This is a genomic window from Acinetobacter sp. YH12095 (assembly GCF_013419245.1).
Classification (GTDB): domain Bacteria; phylum Pseudomonadota; class Gammaproteobacteria; order Pseudomonadales; family Moraxellaceae; genus Acinetobacter; species Acinetobacter towneri.
The window spans coordinates 29,287-49,887 of record NZ_VPAL01000010.1; the positions used below are offsets into that span (position 1 = coordinate 29,287).

The window sequence follows — 20,601 nt, forward strand, 5'->3', positions numbered from 1 at the left end:
TTCATACACATCTAGAAAATTTAACCTGATAGAAACAATAAAAAATGGGTAACTGTCAGATCAGGTTTGAGATACAAGTTATCCTTCTCTGCCCCAATTTCAAGCCCAATATTTAAAGCTTGGGCTGTTCTAAACACATTAATCACACAGCCTAAACCGAGTGAATAAATCGGCTGTCTTAATAGAACAACAACAGCACCTAGAATATGCTCAACTTCAGCCACAGTTTCAGGCTCGTATAGGTATTTTCCGTTCGCTTCTACGTGATTGTCAGTTTAGGACGCAAACTGGGGCTCATCCCGCCTGCACGTCCAACGCACAGCTTGGGGTATGAAGAATCACTCTATTGGTTCAGAGTATTGGCCTTCTTCGATGGCAAACGCAGCCGCATGTCGAAAAGGCCCATCAGGCGAAAATAGCAAGCCCCCCATTTGATCACTTACCGTGGCAGTTGGGACAATGGGGCAACACTTGATATGCCGAGCTTAAGAGGGTGAATAAGAGGGATGTGAACCGCCCCAAGGAATGGGGCAATTGGGGATGCGGTAACAACTCCTAACCGCATCAAGAATACCAAACTTGCAAAAGTCCCAAATTGGGACTAATATCTATTTATGAGAATTATCGCACTATCAACCTTAAAAACATTTTGGGAAGACAGCTCAGAATACATTGACGCTAAAGAGCCAACGTTAGCTTGGTATAGGCATGCATTAAACGCTGATTGGGGAGCACCGGCGGATGTGAAACAGGACTTTAGAAATGCCAGCATCCTCAAAGATGGGCGTGTCGTGTTTAACATTGCCGGTAATAAATACCGGTTAGTTGCTTGGATCAATTATGCGTACAAAGTGGTTTACATACGGTTTATCGGCAGCCATGCGCAATACGATAAAATTGATGTACAAACGATTTGAAGCCAAAAGGTAGTAACAAGAGGTAAATATAATGGACATCAGACCTATTAAAACAGATGCCGACTACCGCGCGGCATTAAACGACATCGAAAACCTAATGATGGCGGAGCCTGATACCGTCGAAGGCGAAAAGCTGGACATTTTGGTTACGTTAGTCGAGGCCTACGAAGCAAAGCATTTTCCAATGGATTTGCCAGACCCTGTTGAGGCAATAAAGTTTGAGATGGAGCGCAAAGGCTTAACCGTTAAAGATCTTGAACCCATGATAGGTAAAAGCAATCGTGTTTATGAAATCCTAAACCATAAGCGATCACTCACGCTAAAAATGATTTGGAAACTTCATGAAGGGTTAGGTATTCCAGCAGAGTCGCTGATCAAGCCACCGCAAGTTCGCGCTTTATAGTGCTGCGAATCAAAATTAGTTTGTTATGAATGACGCTCGCTACCCAAACATTTCTGCTATTGATAACAGGCTAGCTGAGCTTGAAAATGAAAAGCAGCAGCTTCTCGCATTAAGAGAGGCTTTGCGTAGCGCTCAAATCGAGCGTTCAGTACAGACATTCACGCCAGAACAAAAGGTCGCCTTATTCAGACAACGATTTCGTGGAAGAGAGGATATCTTTGCCAATCGTTGGCAAAATCAACAGGGGCGCAGTGGCTATTCCGTAGCCTGTGATAATGAGTGGGTAAGCGGGCTATGCAACAAACCCCGCATTAAATGCCAAGACTGTTCACACCGAAAGTTTAGCGAATTAAACGAGCACATTATTTACAGGCACCTTGCCGGTCATCAAGTGGTTGGTCTGTATCCACTACTTAAAGATAATTCGTGCTATTTGTTGGCAGCCGATTTTGACAAAGGCTGTTGGCAAGAAGAAGTCAAAGCAATGTCTAAAGTGTGCCAAGCGTTTGATATTCCGCACGCGATAGAAATCTCGCGTTCTGGCAACGGGGCTCACTTATGGATATTTTTTGAAACCAATATCCCAGCGAACCATGCTCGGGCACTGGGTTTCGCTTTGCTTGATAAAGCCATGGAAATATTTCCAAATCTATCGTTTGACTCCTATGACAGGCTCTTTCCTAACCAAGATGTACTTCCTGAAGGCGGGTTTGGCAATCTCATTGCGTTACCACTTCAAAAGGAGGCTCGCCTTTCAGGTCGTAGTTGCTTTGTTGACAGTGACCTGAATGCCATCGATGATCAATGGCGGTACCTTGCTGAGCTTAAAACGCTCACTCAGTCGAGTATTGACCAACTCATAACAACTATTTCACCCAACACCCTATTACTGTCCGAGCAAGGGCTAACAGACAACCGCCCTCCTTGGGAAATCACAGCCAAAGCCGCACCAATAAAATTAGAGTCTTTGCCGAAAAACGTGACCATTACCTTGGCCAACCATATCTACTTTTTGATGAGCGAGTTACCTGGGCCATTACTGGCCGGACTAAAGCGATTAGCTAGTTTTTCTAATCCTGTGTTTTTTAAAACACAAGCGTTGCGCTTTTCAACCCATGGCATTCCGAGGTTTATTTCCTGTGCTCGTATTGAAAACGGTTATCTAGCACTACCGCGAGGCTGCCTCGATGATGCGATTGCTTTGCTACAAGAGCAAAACATTTCGCCACTATTTGACGATAAGCGTGAAATTGGTAAACCATTATTAAAGCTTACCCCTGAGTTCACTTTGCGAAAGAACCAGCGTGACGCAGTGGCCGCAATATCTAAACATGACTTCGGTATTTTGCATGCGCCAACTGCATTTGGAAAAACGGTTACTGCCATTGCTATGATCGTAAAACGCAAAGTAAATACCCTCATACTGGTTCATAGCCGACAACTGCTCGAACAATGGCAAGAGCGCTTACGCACGTTCCTACCCGAAGTAACCATTGGCAGTATAGGCGGAGGTAAAAGAAAGCCGAGTGGCATTATCGACATAGCCACCTACCAAAGTTTGGTTAATAAAAAAGACAATTCCATCACTCCTCTCATTCAAGACTACGGCCATATTATTGTTGACGAATGCCACCACCTATCTGCACCAAGGTTTGAAATGGTACTCAACGAGGTAAGAGCAAAATATGTATTGGGCCTTACAGCAACACCAGAGCGACAAGATGGTCATCAAAAGATCATTTTTATGGCGGCAGGGCCTATTCGCTACAAAGTGAAACAAAGCCCTGATGAGCAATTTACTCAAACCGTGATGATTCATCAGCTCTACGATGTACCAGCAGCAGAGCTTATAAAAACAGATGAGCGCCCCAAAATAAGCGATGCCTACCGCTGGCTCGTCAATAATGAGCAGCGCACTTCAAAAATCGTCTCAGACGCCTACGAGTGTGTTCAAAATGGCGGACACCCGTTAGTCCTTACAGAGCGTAGAGAGCACGCAGAATCCATACACTCACGACTTACCGAAATGGGTATAAGCACTGTCGTACTTAAAGGCGCCATGAAAGCTGCGGAACGCAAGAACGCTGACAATCATCTGCAATCGGCTCAAGTCGTCGTCGCAACAGGAAAATATGTAGGCGAAGGGTTTGACCTACCAAGACTGGATACGTTGTTTTTGGCCATGCCCATCTCATGGAAAGGAACATTGGCTCAATATGCCGGTCGTATTCATCGTGAATCGGAAGGCAAAACACAAGTCACTATTCACGACTATGTGGACTGCACTCTCCCTATGCTGCAACGCATGTTTAAAAAACGCGAGAAAAGCTACAAGGCTATGAGGTACGCCCTTGAGTACATTGATGACAACAGTAACAAGCAACCTTCATTGAAATTAGAAAACATCCCTTCACCAAATACCAAGCCAAAATAAACAGCAGCACTTCATTAAACACTTCCCCATGCCTTTACCCCCATACGCCAAAACTGAGCTAAATCAGCTGTGGTTTGTGCTCCACAATTGGAAATAAATTCAGCAATCTCTAAGTAGCTGGCACCTTGAGATTGTTCACCATCATAGTATTGAAGCTGTGTCATGGCCGACGAAAAATGCAGCCGCTTGTCACCGTCGCGGTCAAACCGTTTTGTTAAGAAGGTATGGTGCTGTGACGAAAATTGCCTCATCTCACTTGGAAACATGTCAACACCTGCCGCTAACGCCAATTCATAACAGACCATCTCCCACGCGCCCACATCATGTGGTATCGTTTAAATTGGGAAACTTAGCAATCCACAAGTGGTCTTGTTCATCTGTGACACAAGCTTTGGGCCTTGCACCACCTAATGATGAGCCTGGAGAAATCAGCATTTTCAACCAGCGGTAATACTCGTCACTGTCGATGTTATCGTCTTTTTCAATCTGCATTGCTGCATGCTCTAGCTCTCGCAAAGAAGCCATTGGCGGCGCAGCAAATTCAGAATTGTCGTCCAAAAAAGCATTCGAGCCTGTTCGCTTAAATCGAATACCACCCATCCGGTAAGAGTCATTTACGCCCAGCAGGTAATCCAATTCGTTTAATCGACTTGTTGCTCGAATGCCTTTGCGCGCCTCAATCGCCGCACGCCGCTGCATTAAAATACGCCCCCATCTATCAGGCGATGAATCAAGAAATGCGCGGAAGCTTTTATCGACTTCATCGTTTTAGAGTACACCGGAGTGGAGGGTCAGGATGGGATCAATTTGCAAGCGATAGGCTGAGGTTAAAAATGCTTTATCGTAGGCAAAACTAAACACGCCACCTCGGCTTGAATCGCTGTAAGAAAGCAGCCCTATTAGCAAAGGTGCTTCAATTGGCTGCCAGTCGGCATAGACTTCAACGATTTCACGGCTCATCTTGAACCTTCCAGCAATTTTATGTTTTGCAGCTTGATACCCACTTCATCATGGGCGGCCATTTCTGCAAAGTTGCTTTCCATGCCAAGAACGGCCATCACCTTTAAGTAAGTGCCTATGGCAACGCCCGGATCACCGGCTAAGACTTAATTCACGGTTTTATGATCAAAACCAGTACGTTCACACAGTAGCTTTTTGGTAAAACCACGTCTTTTCATCGCCAACAGCAAGTCTTCACCAAACTGCGTCAGGATTTTACGCTGCTTTGGAAACAATATATTGTGTAAGTCACGCTTAGCCATATCACCAACCAAAGGGACTATATTCCCACTTTACTCAATATAATTGGATTTATATCCTACTTTTAGGTTTAGCTTGCGCGTTGGCCAAGGCGATGATGTGAATCCCTGAATGCCAAAGGTCATCAAATTACACTTTTATGCGCATAAAAATGTAAAATTCCGCACTTTTCTGCGCGTAAAAGTGTAGGCTGAGTTATACTACAGGCAGTTAACAGTCTTAATTGGCGGGAAATGACAATGCAGCGCAACTTACTAAACGCCCTAATAACATGGAAAAATCAACCGGTGCGCAAGCCATTATTGATCGATGGTGCAAGACAAACAGGTAAAACCTATCTGCTACAAGAGTTATTTGGGAATACCTTTGCCAACATCCTTCGTATCGACTTCCTTGAAAACCCTGCCTACAAAGAAGCGTTCGATGGCTCTCTGTCACCTGACGAGCTAGTAATGAATATTGAGTTGTTAACCAACCAAGCGTTCAACCCAGAAACCGATCTGCTGATATTAGATGAAATTGGCGAATGTGAACGTGCCGTTACCTCACTAAAGTACTTTGCTGAAAAAGCACCGTCCTATTTTGTCGCTGCCAGCGGCTCGAATATTGGTTTGCTCAACACCTTCCCTGTGGGCAAGGTAGAACAATACAATTTACGACCACTGACCTTCCAAGAATTTATTTACGCATCCAACGAGCAAGCGCTGATCAAAGCGTTTGATAGTCAAGCAAGCACACCGGCAGTACACACCAAATTGATGGACAAACTCACTGACTACTTTTTTACTGGTGGTATGCCGGAAGCCGTTTCTGCTTGGTATCAGTATAAGGATTCAAGCATTCTAGAGCGTGTTGAAAAAGTCACAAAAATTCATGCCGATTTAGTGGAAGGTTATCGCCGCGATTTTGGTAAGTACGCGGGCAAGGTCGACACCACACTGATTGAATCGGTATTTAATAGCATTCCAGCCCAGCTATCACTTGTCAGCGATGAGTCGGTTAAACGCTTTAAATTTAAGCATGTGCATGAGCGTAAATCTCGTTATAGCGATTTTGAAACCGCGATCCATTGGCTTAACTGCTGCCGCCTAGCTTTGCCAAACTACCCTATTGAAGGATTGCCGAAATCTCCGTTAGCGGCCTATAAAAAAGAAAATATGGTGAAACTGTTTTTGTTTGATGTGGGTCTGCTTAATCATATGCTCGGCAGCAGTTATAAAGAAATTAAGCAACAAAACTATGAATACAAAGGTTATGTGGCTGAAAACTTTGTGCAACAAGAGCTCACTGCCATTGGCGTTGACCCAAGCTATTCATGGAATGACGCCCGTGCCGAAATCGAATTTATTTTGGCGACCGATGAAGGCGATATCGTCCCTGTGGAGGTCAAAAGTGGTAAACGTACAAGAGCAAAATCGTTGGCATCCTACGTTGAAAAATGTACTCCAAGTAAAACCTTTAAGTTAACGGGTACACAAGGCTCATCCGCATTAGAGCAAACCAATATCGTGATGCCTTTGTATTTCACGCAGTATTTACCACAGAGATGGTAAAAGCGCGTTACTTAGACCCCGAGGTCTACACAAAGTGACTTCATAGGTAACAATTTGTAGACCTTTGGTGGGCTTACAACCTTTCAACCAACCCTCAATCGGTTTTTTGCTAACGTCATTTGGCCAGCCTATCGCCTCATCGTTTAAAGCAAATCACTCAAGCGATTTAACAGTGCTTTACGGCTATTATTCGCCACAACAAAGCGCTTAAAACGTTGTTCAAACGCCGCTTCATCAGCTTTGAACTGATAGGCCTCAAACAGCTGATGCAGATAGCGTGATGCCGCATCGTAACCACTGGCGCAAGTTCGATCCGCTTGCTCTTGTGATTGCTGCCAGTAGTGCTCACGTTGATTGTAGATATACGTCAACGCTTTTTCTTTTTCCGCTTTTTCGATAGCTAATTTTTTTGCGAGTGCTGCGGCTTGCTCTTGCTGTAATTGACTTTGCGCTTGCTCAATGAAAGGAGAAATGACGGCGGAAGTTAACCAGTATTGATAGATCTCGTCTGTGTTGACAGGTTCTTTTCGCGTCAGCGCTAAGGCTTGGTGACGGGTTAGCTGGCCTTGCTCAAACAACGTGCGTAATAGCGTGTCTTTCTCTGCTTGCGAGAGATTATGGATCCACGCATCAAGCGTAAGCTGAGTTTGTTTGGCTTGGTGACTGGGTTGTTCGCTCAGCACCATGGCGAGCGCCTTAACCAATGCTAAGGGAATATCATACAGCGCAGCAAACGCCTGCTCCTCTTCCCTGAGGTGCTCAAAATCGAATTGAATTAACGGCACTCGCTCAACGCCATCATTAAAATCAAACGCTTTGAGCCACATTAAGTACACAAGGCGCCAATCCCCTTGCATTAACCCGCCGCGTAAAGCGGCTAAATGCTGGAAAAAGTCGTCAGCATGCTCATCGTCAAAATACTCATCACACTCCTCAAGGGAAAAAATCAGCAACTGCCACTCATCGTTTTCGTGAACATGAAGTCCATCACTTGAAAAGCCAAGTAACGCATCTGGAAGCGTTCCTGCTGGTAGCTTGATGTATACATCGATTGAGCCCCAATCGGCATAGTAAAAACCGATATCAAAGTATTTTAACATCAGCTCAAAAGGCTCGGCCTTTAGATCACTGTAGGTGTAATACACCTGAAAGGCCGTAGCGCTGATCTCGGCACGGCTTGAAATGGCTCTGAGTGCTTGACGTGCTTTAGCATCTAAATACCCATCCAGACGCTCAAATTTATAGTATTGAAATTCGCTCACGGTGACCTTGCTATTTATTTATTGTGAATTGAAAAGTTTGTTTTAACAAAGGCTGTACCTGAATCACTCTGGCGACTTGTTCAGCGTTTATATAACGTCTTGGGTCAATCGTTACAAATCCCCAAAACTGCAAAAATCGCTCAATAAATCGTGATTCGATGAGCATACTTAAGTTTCTTTCTGGCGAGAAGTAATCATCCGTAGGGAATACCAGCAATAGATTAGGGAAAGCTGTCATCACCTCTTTCACAAGCTGCTCCACACTGTTGTGGCTTTGAATACGCCACAGCATAAACAACCAAAAAGTGCGCAAGTCGACATCGTATTCGAAACTGTCCAAATAACCCCAGTTATATTTGCTGATAGCGGCCTCTAACATAGGTTTGAAAAAGGCCTGTATGCCTAGCGCTTGATACTGCTTTTGCGCTGATTTTTTTACATGGTAGCGGCCACTGCGCCGATAAATAATACCGCTAATTTCGGCAAGCACTCGGGTGTAGTGCAAGGCATTAAATTTGTCTTCATTGCTGCCCGAAAACTCGCTGATGCTTATACTACGTTCTAATTGAGCAACGGCAAACTCAGGCAATAACTCACTGGCCTGTTTAACCAACTTAGCCGGTAAGTTGCCTTTACTCGTGGCTTTGAAGGAGCCTTCTTGCGCCATGGCCTCATCAAGAATGAGGGCTAGATAACGCATTATTGGGCTGGCAGAAAGAGAGTCGGGAGTGCAAATTGTCACCCACTTTAATTCATCAAAAGGCGCATAAAGCCAATTGGCCATTTGCGTTGGCGTTACGCCACAAAAATCGGGATGAGGTTGATGATTGCGTTCTTGCACTTTGTGCTGCAAAGCGGCATTGAGTTCATCAAGACTCAAATTTGGGTTCATTGCCAGCATGGTTTCAACATCATCGAAGACTTGGGCATGTTGCTTGGAAACGCTGCTCATACAACAACGTTTAAATTTTTTACCACTGCCACAATGGCAAGGATCGTTTCGGCCGAGCTTCATTACTGTCCCTTCTTATTGTTATAGAAAAAGCGCTGCATTTTCTTGTTTACGCTGCTCCAATGTCTTAGCAATCACGGACATTGTTGTTTTACTGATCCCTTGTTGCTTGGCAAGATACGTAAATTGGCTGATGGCTTCTGCGACTTCTTCAATAACTTGCTTTGCATCATTCCAATTCGCAAAGCCAGCACTAGTAGCAAGTTTTTGCATCACCTTAAGCGATGGCGCTTTGCCATAACCGCCGAAAGCAGTGGCGTGTTCGTTGAATGGATGTGGGCTGTAGGTAACATCGTAAAAAGGTGCAGGGTTCCATTGACCGTCATCCGCTTGCAAAAACGCCCAGTTTTTACTGTGGTCGTCTTGGTTAGACGACAGCAGGTTAAAAACGGCACGGCGAAATTGCAGCTGCCCAGCAGCAGGAGATTTACACAACTGACGGCTGGCTTTGATCAAGTCAATATAATCTAAACTTGGCGTTCGAAAGTCTGCATCCAGCAGCCCGCAAGCGCTGTGCATATGCAAGCGACCTGAACTGCGATTACCGCTTAAACGGGCCTGCTCCGTGACATAATCAAAACGCTTAAGCGCCAACCAGGCAGACGCACCGCTTGTAGTTGGTGCTTCAATGAGTTGCCAGACTGGTGGTTGGCACTTGGCAAGCTCGGCCATTTGCAAATAAACCGCTTCACACAACCCTTCTTCATGCCCGAGCGCGAGATTTTTCGAGGTAAACTTAATCAGCCAAGCCTCATCTCCAGGCTGAGCAAAGGTTCGACAATGCTGAGTTTCCCCTGCAGGCATATAAATCTGCGCCTTAGGCCTTGCTCCACCCGAACTACCACCGGCGACTAATGCGGCCAACACCTGTTGCGTATGCCCATCTAACTCATCGTGATTATCATCCATATAATCTGACATTGAAGCATCGAACAGCGTTTGTGCTTCTAAGCCCAAGGTTGCTAAATCAATGTCCGCGTATGTCGTGGCTGAAAACTCAGACACCGGAGCAAAAGACAGCGCTCCCATGCCTTTATCACCGACAAAGGCCAGTCTATCCATCGCCGTTAATTGATTAGGTAGGATGCCCTTTTGCCGGAAAATACGATCTTGTAACAACATGCCCCAGCCATCGGGCAAACAATCCCCAAATACGCCATGTACACCTTGGTGCGGCGCTTTAGGTGCGGCTTGAACTAGCGTATTCGCTTGCAAGGTAAACGGTGATAAATTGCCAAACTGCTGCAAATAGTCGTCAGTATACTGAAAAAAAACGCCTTGCCGATTCTGCGCCAAGACTCCAACAGATATCTGCTCACCTGAGCTTAGCGTACGAGTAACATTAAGCTTCTGAATCGGTTTAAAACTCATCTTTTAGCACCTCATCAATACTCATGGGTATAGCAGCGCGTTCTTTGCTAAGTTGCGTGAGCTGATAAAGCCTATCTAGCGAATCAAGTGTCTGCCATAGCAACAGCAATTGACGAAATGAAATTTGCCCGGTCAGCTCAAATTTCTTAATGGTGGCCGCAGGTACGCAGCTTCGCTCAGCCAATGCAGCGCGCGACAGCTTTGCCTGCTTGCGTAACTCACGTAAATAAGCCGCATAAGCTTGGCTTACATCGGTATCATCAAGTAAGGTAAAATTCATCCGTAAAGACCAAATGGATACAGTTATATCCATTATAGCGAAATAAAACATAAAGTGGATACTATGATATCCATAATTGCGTAGAGTGTTGAAAAAATCACTCGATAAAGCCCTTCAAAACTGCTATTTTTAGACCCTAACAGCAGCATAAGATTAACCCGTTAGGTCAGGTGGCCTAACTTAAATAAAAAAGTCTCCGACAAACCCGGTACGGTTCAGCCATATATAACTCCATCAACCTGATTTTTTACCATTCGGTTTACCTAATTAATCATCACAAAATTATGTTGGTGATTATTTGGTAAATTTTTAAAAACTTATGTGACCAAAATTAAACGATCTTAATAAACATTAATTCCAATAAAAATATTTTAAAACGTAAGTTATTGATGTTATTGTACTTATATACACAGCAATTTATACAATTTAATGTAAATTATGTTGGTGACTATTGCCAAGGTTGGGGTTTCTTGTAGAGTGGCAACTTCCGCAACACTTTTACCTTCAGAAAGCCAGAGAATAGTTTGGGCACGTTGTCTTTCACGCCAATGTTTTGCATGCTTGGCCAGAAAAATGAGTCATTCTCGCTGTTCTAAACTAAGTGGTACAGAAACAATTCGAGGCATGTGTGAACATCTGTTAACTAAAAAAACTTTTTCGCATGATTAGTTATTTTTGTCAACTTATCGAAATCATAAAGTTTGTCTTCTAAATCGTTTTTAGAAAAAATTTTGCTAGGATGCATGAGGAGTGCAGTGAGAATAGACCATTCCCGATTAGACAACTCGATCGGTTCACCATTAAAGCATACGATGTGCTGTTCCAGGTCCAGTTCCAGCCCACTGTGTGATAATTTCTTATTCATATCTGTCACAGTATTTTTTAAGCCGGCACGTCGGATTAAGGCATGAATACGGGCCAGCAGTTCGTCAAACTCATAGGGTTTAATCAAGTAGTCATCAGCTCCCTGATTCAGCCCATCTACCCGGTTTTGTAATTGATCCCGGGCAGAGATAATCAATACCGGTAAATTCGGAAACTTCTGCCGGATATTTTTTAGCACCAACATGCCATCCATCATTGGCAAACCTAAATCGAGCAGCACAATATCGTAGACCTGCTGCTGTAATTGTTTTAAACCCTCAATCCCATTATTGACCCAGTACACCTCAAACTGATGCAGTTTAAGCAATGTTTCAGTCGACTCGGCAATCATAAAGTCATCTTCAATAATCAGTATTTTATGCATTTCAAGCTCTGTTTTTTAATGATGATGAGCATTGTGCAAGCATATCATTTTTAGCTTCAATCACTTGCGTTTTTATATCCAGCATACTTAATAAGCTGGGGAAAAGATGATCGTGACTGCGTGCCTGTCCGGTCTGTGTTTTTAAACAGTTTAGCTGCAGGGCATTATACTGTTGCCAGGTATCAGAAAACCACATCAGCATTGGGATATGGGTTTGCTGCGTGGGCGCCATGCTATAAGGAGCACCATGCAGGTATAAACCGTGCTCTCCGGTAGATTCTCCATGATCAGACAGATACCAGAAACCGGTTTGATATTGAGTCTGTTGCTTTAAAGTTTCAATGATCTCGGCAAGAACATGGTCTGTATATACAATCGAATTATCATAGCTATTCTTTAATTCTTCTGTACTGCAGCCCTGAATGGCATTGGTATTACAGGTCGGTTGAAATGGCTGATATGGTGCTTTGGAGCGCTTGAAATATGCGGGGCCATGACTGCCCATCTGATGCAGTACAATTAACTGCGGTTTCGAGTTGTTTTTATCCAGATGCGCCAGATAATCTTTCAGGCTATCCACCAGGATTTCATCAAAACATTCACCACCAGCATCACACCATCTCTGTTTCAGTTGGGCTGGAATCTGGTATTTTTGTACGCGGTCACAGGCACCTTTACAGCCCGAATTATTATCAATCCAGGTCACCTGATAACCGGCCCGCTGAGCAATATCCAGCAAACCTTCTCGGTGGCTAGCCAACTGTTCATTATAGTTTTGACGTGTCATCCCTGAAAACATACACGGTACTGAAACAGCTGTGGCAGTTCCGCAAGAACTGACTTGATTGAAATTAATTATCGGTAACTTGCTCAGTTCAGGATTGGTATTGCGTGCATAACCATTTAAAGCAAAACTCTCGGCACGTGCAGTCTCCCCAACCACCAGCACCATCAATTTGGGTTGTTTCTGTATTTGAGCCTGCTGCAGCAGATGGGCATCTTCACCATAAGGAATCAAAGGCAAATTGGCTTTAGGTGCTTTCTTTTTATAGTAGGATACGGTGGATGCAATACTATTTTGCGGGGAAATCATGCCCTTCAGATCGCGGTGCTCGCGGAAGATGGCTGCATAATCGACATAAAAACAGAATAACAGTCCTAGAATCAATACGGCCGAAAACAGACTGCTCAGGCTTTTATGCAACAATTGACGCCCGAAAGATGCAGGCTGAATGTTCAGCATCCAGACGATACACAAAGGAAAAATCACAAAGACCAGCGTCCAGATCACCAGCCGTATTGACCAGAGATCACGGACTTCCCGGGCATCGGTCTGCAGCATATTCTGGATCTGGTCCGGCGTAATAACAACCCCCAGACTATTGACAAAATAAGCACTAAAACCGCCCAGAATGATCAGCACACTGGCCAGTATCTTGGCATTCCATTTCCAGTTCAGCCACTGCAAGACCAGATTGTACAAGCCGATAACTACCAAGACTGTAGCCGCCAATAATGCGTCTGCCTTGAGGTTGGTATAAGGCGTCAGTTGATGGATTTTCTGATAGAAAGCAAAGTTTAAGACCAGTCCCAGCCAAATGGCGAGTAACAGGTTGAAGCGTGCAAGGCTGAGGGGTTTGATCTGGCGTAGACCGGGAAAAGAAGGCAGCTTAAGCATTTTTTTTAGTTCAAAGACTTTAATATGCTTTAGCCTAAAATTTGAATCTTAAAAATGACTTAAAATAATCTGAGAGCTACAAAAACTTATACATATTTTGATTTCAAATCAAATCTGATAAAACCAAAAATGCAGCCCAAGCACGTTGGGGAAAATCCGCAAGTAATGCTCAAGCAAATCATGAGCACAGCCCGAGTATTACTCAAGTCATGCTTGAACCAGGCCCTGGACTGCCACCATTCTCCTAGACAAATTTCGTCTATTCTTTTTGCATAGGAGAGAACATTATGAGTGGACAACGATATACGCCAGCATTTAAATTAAATTTATAAATCAATATGATAAAATCTATTTTTTTGACTATCGTTTTAATAAATATTCAATTTTTTGAAAAATTCAATTCTGACAATCAATCCTCCAACTGCATTTGCACGTTGTAAAGTAATCTTGCCTAAATGAGAGTCAATAATCTGCTTCACAATAGATAATCCCAGACCACTTCCTACTACAGAACTGGCTTGATTTATTCTATAAAAACGCTGAAATATAAATGGGATTTGTGCTTCATCTAGACCTATGCCGTTATCTTCAACCTGTATAAAACTACCATTTCCAATACTTCCACAACTGACTTTAATAATAGGTTTATGTATTGAACTACGATAAAGAATGGCATTTTCGAGTATATTTCTCAACATAATTTCCAACTGATCTGACTGCCCCCAAACGCACACTGAGGTGAGATGCAATTGTAAGTCTACACCTGCTTTTCTGAACTGAATACCCATCATTTCAACTGTACCTTTAACAATATCTACCAAATCAATATTGCTTTTGTTTTGTGTGGCATTCGGTTCAAGCCTCGCTAATGTAAGCAACTGAGTAATCATTCTTGATGCTTTGTCTACTCCTGTAATAATGTCCTGTGCAGCTTCCTTAGACTCCTCATTGGAACGTGCATTTTGAAGTACTTGGGCATGTAAGCGTATAGCAGCTAATGGTGTACGGAGTTCATGAGCGGCATTTGAGGTAAAACGTTTTTCACGTTGCATACTTTCAGCAATCTCACTAAGTAAGGTATTTAAAGAGCTCACTAAAGGTTCTATTTCTTTCGGTACAACTGGCTTAATTGGATTTAAATGTTCAATGGATTGTTTTTCTAAGTTTTGACTAATGCTATATACAGCCAATAAATGACGACGGATCGTGCAAATAATCAACCATAATAATAATGGCAAAAATATGATTGAAACCAAAATCAAAAACAGCAACATATCTTGCTGAATATCTTTTCGAATTGTCCAAACCTGCGCAATTTGTACCTGTATTGTATGCGTACTATCCCAAACAGAATAACTACGATAAGTATTATTATTCAGTTTAATCCAACCAAAATTATCTTGCTGAACAAATGGCTGTGTTTCCACACCAATAGAACGATAAATTAATTGTCCATCACGATGCCAAATTTGAAATACAATTTGGTCATAATGCTCACCCTTAGCTTTTTCAATCACTGTATGCTGCGGTACTTTTCCATCTAGGGTACTTAGAGTCGTAGACAATAAAGCATGAGCAGTTTCTGCTAATGACTTATCAAAAATATTATTGGCAGTGTTTTGCATTCCCCAATAAATACTTCCTAAACTACCCAACCAAACGCTAGTGGTAATTGCCAGTAAAATTATAGATAAGCGCTGGGTTAATGAATAGCTGCGAATTGGATCAGCCATTTAATGCTGTTCATCCATGATATATCCAAAACCTTGTACTGTACGGATAATATTTTTACCTAATTTCCGACGCAAGTTATGAATATGGACTTGTACAACATTACTACTCACATCAACGTCATAAGCATAAAATGAATTTTCTATATTTTCACGCGAAATTACACGACCACGATTGAGAGTAAATAACTCCAATAAATGAAACTCTTTATGTGTCAACTCAATTTCGACTTGATTTAACAGTACTTGTTTACTCGCTTTGTTAATACTAATATTTCCAACCTGAATTAGGTCCCCTACCTCTCCTGAAATTCGGCGTAATACAGCATGAATCCTTGCTACGACCTCATGTAAATCATAAGGTTTAACAACAAAATCATCAGCTCCTGCCTCTAGACCTGTAATACGATCATCAACTTGATCTTGAGCAGTCAGAATAATAATTCCAACTTGATTCTTTTTGCGACGTAGTGATTTTAAAATTTCAATCCCATTTCGATCAGGCAAACCTAAGTCTAGTAGAATAAAGTGATAATGATAACTCACTAAAAAATGGTACGCTTGCTCTGCTGTGCTCGCAATGTCAACTACAAAGCCCATTTGATCTAGACCACGTGCAGTTGCTTTTGCCAACAAGCTATCATCTTCTACCAATAGAACTCTCATAACACCTTTTTCTCTTGCTTACCAAACTACAGCGCAAATTTATAATCCCTACTATGCTCGTAAATATTACTGTTAAATTCTATCCATCTCATGTAAAGGCCACAATTGATGAGAATCAAGTAATAAGGAACTCATACTTTCTGCATAATCTACTTTAGCTTGATCGACTCGGCTACGTGCTTCAATCAATTGCTGCGAATGCAACAAAAGCTCATTGAGATTCAACTCACCTAATTTATACGCTTTTTGCATCAAGTGATGTTGTTGTTGCAACAGTTGTAAGTTTTCTTGCGCCTTCGTATTCCGTACAGTCGCTGACTCCATTTGAATCACCCACCCCTGTATTTCTTGACGCAGACGTTTTTCTACACGCAATACCTCCAAATCCGCTTTTTTTGCTTCTGCCGCTGCCATTCCTGAAGCAATACCGACTTGTCGCGCAGTCAAAGGAATTGAAACACTAACCCCTAATAAATTCTCCTCTCCCGATTGCTCCCTACTGTAACCAAAACCAATCGTAGGATCTGGCAGTCTATTAAGCTGCTCTCTTTTTAATACTGCGTATTGCTGTGTAGCTTGCATCCTTACGAGTGCTAACTCATGATTAACTGACAAAATTTTCTGTACCCACTCTGCTTGACTATACTGTATAGGGCTAGGCTGTATAACATCGCTGCTCCACTGTTCAGGGATCTTTCCTCTATAATCGCGGGCCAACAATTGCTGAGCTTGAATATATGCAGCTTTAGCTTGCATATATTGTTCCTCAAGTTGTTGGTACTCATTCTTCAAGAGCATTAGCTCAAGTCGTGGTGCATCTCCTGCTCGAATACGTTGTTCAGTCACTTGGATAAATTGCTGAATTTGATCCAGCTGTTCTTGCAGTCGCTTCAAATGCAATGTGCTTCGCATATAAGCAAACCAACTATTTAACAACATTTTAGATGCTTGATGTTGAGCATTCTCATACTTCAGTTCTGCAATACTTGAAATACGTTGTGCTAGATCTTGATCTAGCCGGTATTTATTAGGCAAACGTATTTGTTTTTCTATCCCCAAACTAGGTTCATAACTATTGGCTTGTTTTCGCTCTAGTTGTGTATCCGTCTTACGTACTTGCATACCGGCTGTAACAGTCCACGGATTTTGCCCTACTTTTAATCCTTGTCGGGCAAAGTCTGCATAATCTTGCTCTGATATTGCAGCACGCACATTCGGATGTTCTACTAGACTCTGTTGTACTGCTTCAAGTGGTGGCAAAGCAGCTTCAAGTTGAGGTTTTGCAATTGCTGTCGAAGCCACTGTAAAACAATAGCCCAACCCAAACAGATACCAAATTTGGCCTAGAAGTGTTGATTTAAATTTGATATTTAATGTCATTAGTCAAGTGCTCCTTGGCTCATATAACCAGAAATTAATGTAGGTATGACCCAATAAAAACAATCACTTGATTTAAATTTTTGCTGAATATGCGCCAAAACCAATGATACAGATTCGTGTTGTACAATCAGCAATATAAGATTCCGTTCAGTTGCTCCGCGAATTTTTTCCTGAACATTACGATAATGTTGGCGATTACCAAACCCTTGTGCGTTGACACAAGTACACCCTGAAATCAACTCAGGAATTAACCACAAATGCTCCATAAGTTCTTCAGCAATATCAGAGGACACGTTAATAGAGAGTTGGCATATTTCAGACATGATGATCTCGCGCTAAACCAAATTTTTTAAACAAGTTAGGAAGTAAAATCAGAGTCAGCAAAGTACAAGAAATAAGCCCTCCAATCACAACTATCGCCAATGGACGTTGAATCTCGGCACCAGGGCCAGTAGTAAATAACAATGGGATCAAACCTAAAGCTGCAATACTCGCGGTCATCATGACTGGACGTAAACGGCGCATAGCACCTTCACGAACAACTTCCTCAATTGCAACACCACGAGAAATCAGTTGATTAAAATAACTAATCATCACTAAACCATTCAGTACAGCAATCCCCATCAAGGCAATAAAACCAACTGATGCAGGAACAGATAAATACTCACCTGTTAATGCTAATGCAAATACTCCACCGACTAACGCAAAGGGAATATTGACGAAAACCAATACGGCTTGACGCACCGAACCCAAAGTCGTAAATAGTAAAAAGAAGATCATTGTTAATGCAGCAGGTACAACAAGCATTAAGCGAGCAGCCGCACGTTGTTGGTTTTCAAATTGCCCCCCCCATTTGAGTGAGTAGCCGGTTGGTAACTTGACTTTCTCTGCAACCAATTGTTTTGCTTCATCTACAAAACTAACTAAATCACGATCACGTACGTTGGCACGTACCACTGACATTCGTGATGCATTTTCACGATCAATTTTTACGACACCCTCAGTCTTAACCACTTCTGCTAAAGATAACAATGGCACTGCAGCTGCATTCTCAATTGGCAAGGCAATATTGGAAAATTCAAAACTCGACTCTCCCAAACGTGGATCCCCTTTCATCATTAATGGAACAGGGCGCCCCTGTTCAATAATGGAACCTATTTCTTTGCCTTCCACGAGCATCTTGAGTTGGGCTTGAACATTTTGACTGTCCAATTGATTTCGTATAGCCATATCACGATGGATTCGCAGCTCTTGATACTGTACTCCCGAATTTTCGAGTGTCATGACATCTTCATTGCCTTCAATGCCTTGTAGAACTATTGCAATTTGCTTTGATAAATCATTAAGCTGGTCTAAATCACTTCCAAAAATTTTGACAGCCAAATCTCCTCGTACTCCAGACAACATTTCTGAAGTGCGCATCTCTATGGGTTGACTAAATGTTAAGTTCACGCCAGGAACATCTTGAAGTACAAGACGAATTTTTTCTAAAATTTGCTCTTTATTTTTGACTTGCCATTGCGTTTGTGGTTTTAGCACAATGAAACTATCTGTTTCATTTAACCCCATAGGGTCTAATCCCAATTCATCAGAACCTGTACGTGCCACAATTCTTTCAACTTCAGGCACTTGTTCCAAAATACGTTTTTGAATATCCAGATCTAATGCAATTGAGTTTTGTAAGCTAATCGAAGGGATTTTTTCTAACTGTAAAATAGTATCTCCCTCATCCATGGTTGGCATAAATGACTTTCCAATGAATGGGAAAATCAATGCAGCCAGAAGTAAGGTACCACCTGCTAAGACATAAATCTGTTTAGGATGGGCTAAACTCAGATTCAAAAGTTTTCGGTAACCAGTTTCTAATTTAGCTACTAAAAAGGGTGTGTGATGTGCTTTCGGTTTTAGAAAGAATGAACACAGTACAGGAATCACTGTCAAAGAAAAAATTAGTGAACTTGATAAAGCAAATACAATTGTTAAAGCCACAGGTGAAAAGAGCTTCCCTTCCAATCCTTCAAGCGTGACCAATGGAATAAACACTAACATAATAATGATCATGCCTGCTGTGACTGGTACTGCAACCTCAGACACTGCGCGGTAAATCATATTTAATGGCGGTAAAAAAGAACGTTGCGGTGACTCTTTTGCTTCAGCAAGTTGCATTTCAATATTTTCAACCACTACAACTGCAGCATCCACTAATAAACCAATCGCAATCGTCAAACCACCTAAAGACATTAAATTGGCACTTAAACCAAAATGGTGCATCATCAAAAAAGTACTTAGTGCAGATAATGGTAAAACTGCCGCAACCACTAAAGCAGACCTTAGGTTTCCTAAGAACAATAAAAGTAAAATCAAGACTAAGACAATAGCTTCTAATAACGTTTTACTTACGGTATGAATGGCTCGGTTTACCAACTCACCACGATCATAAAATGGTTCAATCGTTGTACCCTGTGGCAGAGTTTTTTCAATGTCGGACAAATGCTCACGAACATGTTGAACGACTTGACGTGCATTCGCACCTTTTAAAGTTAATACAATACCTTGGACAGCCTCACCTTGGCCATTTTCAGTCACTGCACCATAGCGTGTGAGTGCTCCAGTATGTACCTGTGCAACATCTTTAACCCGCACCAATGTTCCTTGATGGCTAGAAACAATAATATCGCCTAACTCTTCAAGGTTTCTGACGCGGCTATCGCTTCGGATCAGTAATGACTCTCCATTTTCATTAAGCCGCCCAGCACCATCACTGGCATTATTTAGCTCGATTGCCTGTTGTAGCTGTGTTAAAGATAAGCCTCGTGCCGCCAGGGCCTCTAAATTAGGGGTCACTTCAAATGTACGAACAAGTCCCCCCAAAGCGTTAACATCGGCGACCCCTTCAATTTTACGAAGTTGTGGACGAACCACCCGATCAAGTAGAGTTCGTTTTTCCATATCACTGAGTGGCCCATGTAAGGTAAACATAAAAGATTCACCTAATGGGGTCGTCATGGGTGCAATTCCACCTGACGTACTACTTGGTAATGCAGACATCACATTACTTAAACGTTCATTCACCTGTTGTCTAGCCCAATAAGGGTCAGTGCCTTCAGCAAAGTCTAATGTGATAATCGCAATCGCGTATTTAGATTGCGAACGCATTACTGTCTGATGAGATATTCCCAACATTTCTTGTTCAATGGGTACAACAATACGGCTTTCCACCTCTTCGGGCGTCATGCCGGGCGATTTCATCACAATTTGTACTTGCGTACTTGACACATCAGGAAAAGCATCAATTGGTAGTTTCGTAAAAGCAATGTAGCCTGCCACACTGATCGCCAATGTGAGCAATAATATTAAAATGCGCTGACTAAGTGAAAAGGCGATAAGACGTTTTAACATATGTCTC

General features: G+C 42.5%; 15 protein-coding genes and 4 pseudogenes. 4 read left to right on the forward strand and 15 right to left on the reverse strand.

Annotated features, from left to right (window positions below; genetic code table 11):
- Positions 1 to 20 precede the first annotated feature (20 nt).
- On the reverse strand, positions 21 to 224 hold the full coding sequence (locus tag FTU35_RS08395) for a hypothetical protein (protein WP_094069354.1): 204 nt from the start codon (positions 222 to 224) through the stop codon (positions 21 to 23).
- Positions 225 to 614: 390 nt separating this feature from the next.
- Here FTU35_RS08395 and FTU35_RS08400 point away from each other — a divergent pair, with 390 nt between their 5' ends.
- From FTU35_RS08400 to FTU35_RS08410, 3 genes are read left to right on the forward strand one after another with little or no spacing between them, the layout of a single operon-like run.
- Positions 615 to 917 (forward strand): type II toxin-antitoxin system HigB family toxin, encoded by a 303-nt coding sequence (locus FTU35_RS08400; RefSeq protein WP_154320130.1) that lies wholly within the window; start codon positions 615 to 617, stop codon positions 915 to 917.
- Positions 918 to 948: 31 nt separating this feature from the next.
- Positions 949 to 1,320 (forward strand): type II toxin-antitoxin system HigA family antitoxin, encoded by a 372-nt coding sequence (locus FTU35_RS08405; RefSeq protein ID WP_000354814.1) that lies wholly within the window; start codon positions 949 to 951, stop codon positions 1,318 to 1,320.
- Between the two features lie 25 nt (positions 1,321 to 1,345).
- Positions 1,346 to 3,754, forward strand: coding sequence for a DEAD/DEAH box helicase family protein (locus FTU35_RS08410; protein WP_094069352.1), 2,409 nt, complete (start codon positions 1,346 to 1,348; stop codon positions 3,752 to 3,754).
- Between the two features lie 44 nt (positions 3,755 to 3,798).
- Here FTU35_RS08410 and FTU35_RS13540 read toward each other — a convergent pair.
- Both FTU35_RS13540 and FTU35_RS13545 read right to left on the reverse strand, forming a co-directional pair.
- Positions 3,799 to 4,714: pseudogene (locus FTU35_RS13540) on the reverse strand (type II toxin-antitoxin system HipA family toxin); the annotation flags it as partial.
- Positions 4,711 to 5,016: pseudogene (locus FTU35_RS13545) on the reverse strand (transcriptional regulator). The pseudogenes FTU35_RS13540 and FTU35_RS13545, both read right to left, overlap by 4 nt.
- Before the next feature lie 237 nt (positions 5,017 to 5,253).
- On the opposite strand from FTU35_RS13545, the gene FTU35_RS08425 reads away from it, so the two are divergent.
- Positions 5,254 to 6,567: an ATP-binding protein gene (locus tag FTU35_RS08425; RefSeq protein WP_070153175.1), complete on the forward strand. Its 1,314-nt coding sequence runs from the start codon at positions 5,254 to 5,256 to the stop codon at positions 6,565 to 6,567.
- 143 nt (positions 6,568 to 6,710) lie between these two features.
- Here FTU35_RS08425 and FTU35_RS08430 read toward each other — a convergent pair whose 3' ends face one another.
- The 12 genes and pseudogenes from FTU35_RS08430 to FTU35_RS08485 form a co-directional block, all read right to left on the reverse strand.
- Positions 6,711 to 7,829: a hypothetical protein gene (locus FTU35_RS08430; RefSeq protein ID WP_154320131.1), complete on the reverse strand. Its 1,119-nt coding sequence runs from the start codon at positions 7,827 to 7,829 to the stop codon at positions 6,711 to 6,713.
- A 10-nt stretch (positions 7,830 to 7,839) separates the two neighbouring features.
- Entirely contained in the window at positions 7,840 to 8,844 is a 1,005-nt protein-coding gene (locus tag FTU35_RS08435; protein WP_070153169.1) for a YecA family protein, read from the reverse strand.
- 18 nt (positions 8,845 to 8,862) lie between these two features.
- Entirely contained in the window at positions 8,863 to 10,212 is a 1,350-nt protein-coding gene (locus FTU35_RS08440; protein WP_154320132.1) for a type II toxin-antitoxin system HipA family toxin, read from the reverse strand.
- Complete coding sequence (locus tag FTU35_RS08445) at positions 10,202 to 10,492, reverse strand: helix-turn-helix transcriptional regulator (protein WP_070153163.1); 291 nt, start codon at positions 10,490 to 10,492, stop codon at positions 10,202 to 10,204. Before FTU35_RS08445 ends, FTU35_RS08440 begins: the two co-directional genes overlap by 11 nt.
- A gap of 467 nt (positions 10,493 to 10,959) precedes the next feature.
- A pseudogene (locus FTU35_RS08450) lies at positions 10,960 to 11,067 on the reverse strand (helix-turn-helix domain-containing protein); the annotation flags it as partial.
- A gap of 110 nt (positions 11,068 to 11,177) precedes the next feature.
- Positions 11,178 to 11,741 (reverse strand): annotated as a pseudogene (locus FTU35_RS08455) (response regulator transcription factor); the annotation flags it as partial.
- 1 nt (position 11,742) lies between these two features.
- Positions 11,743 to 13,419: a phosphoethanolamine transferase gene (locus FTU35_RS08460; protein WP_154320133.1), complete on the reverse strand. Its 1,677-nt coding sequence runs from the start codon at positions 13,417 to 13,419 to the stop codon at positions 11,743 to 11,745.
- A 368-nt stretch (positions 13,420 to 13,787) separates the two neighbouring features.
- Positions 13,788 to 15,152, reverse strand: a complete 1,365-nt coding sequence (locus tag FTU35_RS08465) for an ATP-binding protein (protein ID WP_004974307.1) — start codon at positions 15,150 to 15,152, stop codon at positions 13,788 to 13,790.
- Positions 15,153 to 15,803: a response regulator gene (locus tag FTU35_RS08470; RefSeq protein ID WP_242770618.1), complete on the reverse strand. Its 651-nt coding sequence runs from the start codon at positions 15,801 to 15,803 to the stop codon at positions 15,153 to 15,155.
- 84 nt (positions 15,804 to 15,887) lie between these two features.
- The gene (locus FTU35_RS08475; protein ID WP_004974304.1) at positions 15,888 to 17,195 is read right to left on the reverse strand and encodes a TolC family protein; all 1,308 of its coding nucleotides are present in this window, start codon (positions 17,193 to 17,195) and stop codon (positions 15,888 to 15,890) included.
- Positions 17,195 to 17,518 carry a DUF3240 family protein gene (locus FTU35_RS08480; RefSeq protein WP_004974301.1) on the reverse strand — a complete coding sequence of 108 codons (324 nt, stop codon included), beginning with the start codon at positions 17,516 to 17,518 and terminating at the stop codon, positions 17,195 to 17,197. Before FTU35_RS08480 ends, FTU35_RS08475 begins: the two co-directional genes overlap by 1 nt.
- Positions 17,511 to 20,594, reverse strand: a complete 3,084-nt coding sequence (locus tag FTU35_RS08485) for an efflux RND transporter permease subunit (protein ID WP_004974298.1) — start codon at positions 20,592 to 20,594, stop codon at positions 17,511 to 17,513. The genes FTU35_RS08480 and FTU35_RS08485 overlap by 8 nt, the downstream gene beginning before the upstream one ends.
- Between the last annotated feature and the right edge of the window lie 7 nt (positions 20,595 to 20,601).